This window comes from Oleiphilus sp. HI0066 (assembly GCF_001635725.1).
The window spans coordinates 1-1,712 of the sequence record NZ_LWFH01000905.1; the positions used below are offsets into that span (position 1 = coordinate 1).

The window sequence follows — 1,712 nt, forward strand, 5'->3', positions numbered from 1 at the left end:
ATACGGCCCAAGCGAATATCGTAGTTGTTCCTGTGAATGACTTCCCTGTTTCAGGTAACTTGGCGTATGCAATTGATGAGGATGGAAGTATCACACTGAGCCAAGAACAGCTCTTGGCGCAAGCGAGTGATGTGGATGGTGATACGCTCACGGCGTTGAATCTACAGACAGCCAATCCGGAACTGACGATTACAGATAATGGTGATGGGACGTTCACGCTGACACCGGCTGCAAACTTCAATGGTGATCTCGATATTAGTTTCGATGTATTTGATGGTGAAGCGACAGTTGCAGCCAATATCGATTTGACAGTGAACCCAGTGAATGATGCGCCTGTTGTAAGCGCTAATATATCAGTAACAATAGAAGAGGACGGCACGTATACACTGACGCAAGCGGAATTGTTGCAATTTGCGTCAGATGTGGATGGCGACGATCTTACAGCCATTATTGGTGATCAAGGCAGTGAGACTACGATTACTGGTACGGTCCTCGATGCTGAAACTGGTAGCCCAGTTTTTGGTGCAGACGTAACTCTGTCAGATGCAGTCGGTAATGCGACAACCGTGCAAACTGGGAACTCAGGGAACTATTCCGTCACTGGACAAGTGGCCGGTGACGGTACTTTAACAATTACGCAAGATGGTGCGATCACCAACAGTTTTAGTGTGTTAGAAGGTGAAACGATTAACGCCGGCACGATCTCGTTGTCCAGTGTGATGGACGCTGCTGATATGCGTATTGTCTTGACCTGGGGTGGCGAGTCCGGTATGCGAGATCTAGATAACCATCTTTGGTTATATGATCCTGATTCTGGCGCAGAGCTCGACCATATCTACTATCAGGATATGAGTTACGAGTTGGGCGATGCGACAATTCAACAAGATGTTGATGACACTAATGGCTACGGCCCAGAAACTATTACTGTTCCAAATTATGCTGAGGCCAACATGCATTACTCTGTGCACAACTATAGTACAGGTGCATGGGATATTGACGGCGTTGACAATGTTCAGGTTCAGGTGTTTGTTGGTAACTCTTTAGTATCAACATTCACGCCTGATCTTCCGGATAGTACGACCGGTGAGTATTGGCATGTGTTTGATATTGTTGATGGAGTAATTATTCCCTCTCAAGTTGTATCTAATCAAAGCAGCGTTACTATGCCTGATTCGGATACTGTCACTGAGGATCAATATGGTGTTTCGATTTCTGATGTGATTAATGGTTTAACTGACGATGATAGCCAACACGATAATCAACAGGGTGACGACGAATCATCATATGATGGTCAAGCAAATAATAATGATGCTTTATCAGTTAGTAATATTGAGATTACAAATGGAATTGTAATAGATAATGATGATGGAACTTATACTATCGTACCTGCTGCTGATTTTTATGGTGATTTTTCTATCAGCTACACAGTGGAGGATGGTAATGGCGGTGTAACCCCAGCTCTTGTCGACGTAACTGTAACCGGCGTGAATGATCTGCCGGTCGCGCAGGATCAGAATTTCCAGATGAACGAAGACGGGACGATCACGCTTACAGATGGGGATCTGTTGGCGGGAGCGTCGGATGTTGATGGTGATACGCTGAGTATCTCAGATGTTACATACACAGGTACGGATGGAATCTTCACCGATAATGGAGATGACACATATACCTTTGCACCGAATGAGAACTTCAATGGTAATGTCACCGTCGAC

At 45.2% G+C, this 1,712-nt stretch carries 1 protein-coding gene; it reads left to right on the forward strand.

The genetic code is table 11. The features are described from left to right. Window positions 1-1,712 (forward strand): tandem-95 repeat protein (locus A3738_RS10555; protein ID WP_156504190.1); only part of this gene is annotated, 1,712 nt, incomplete at both ends.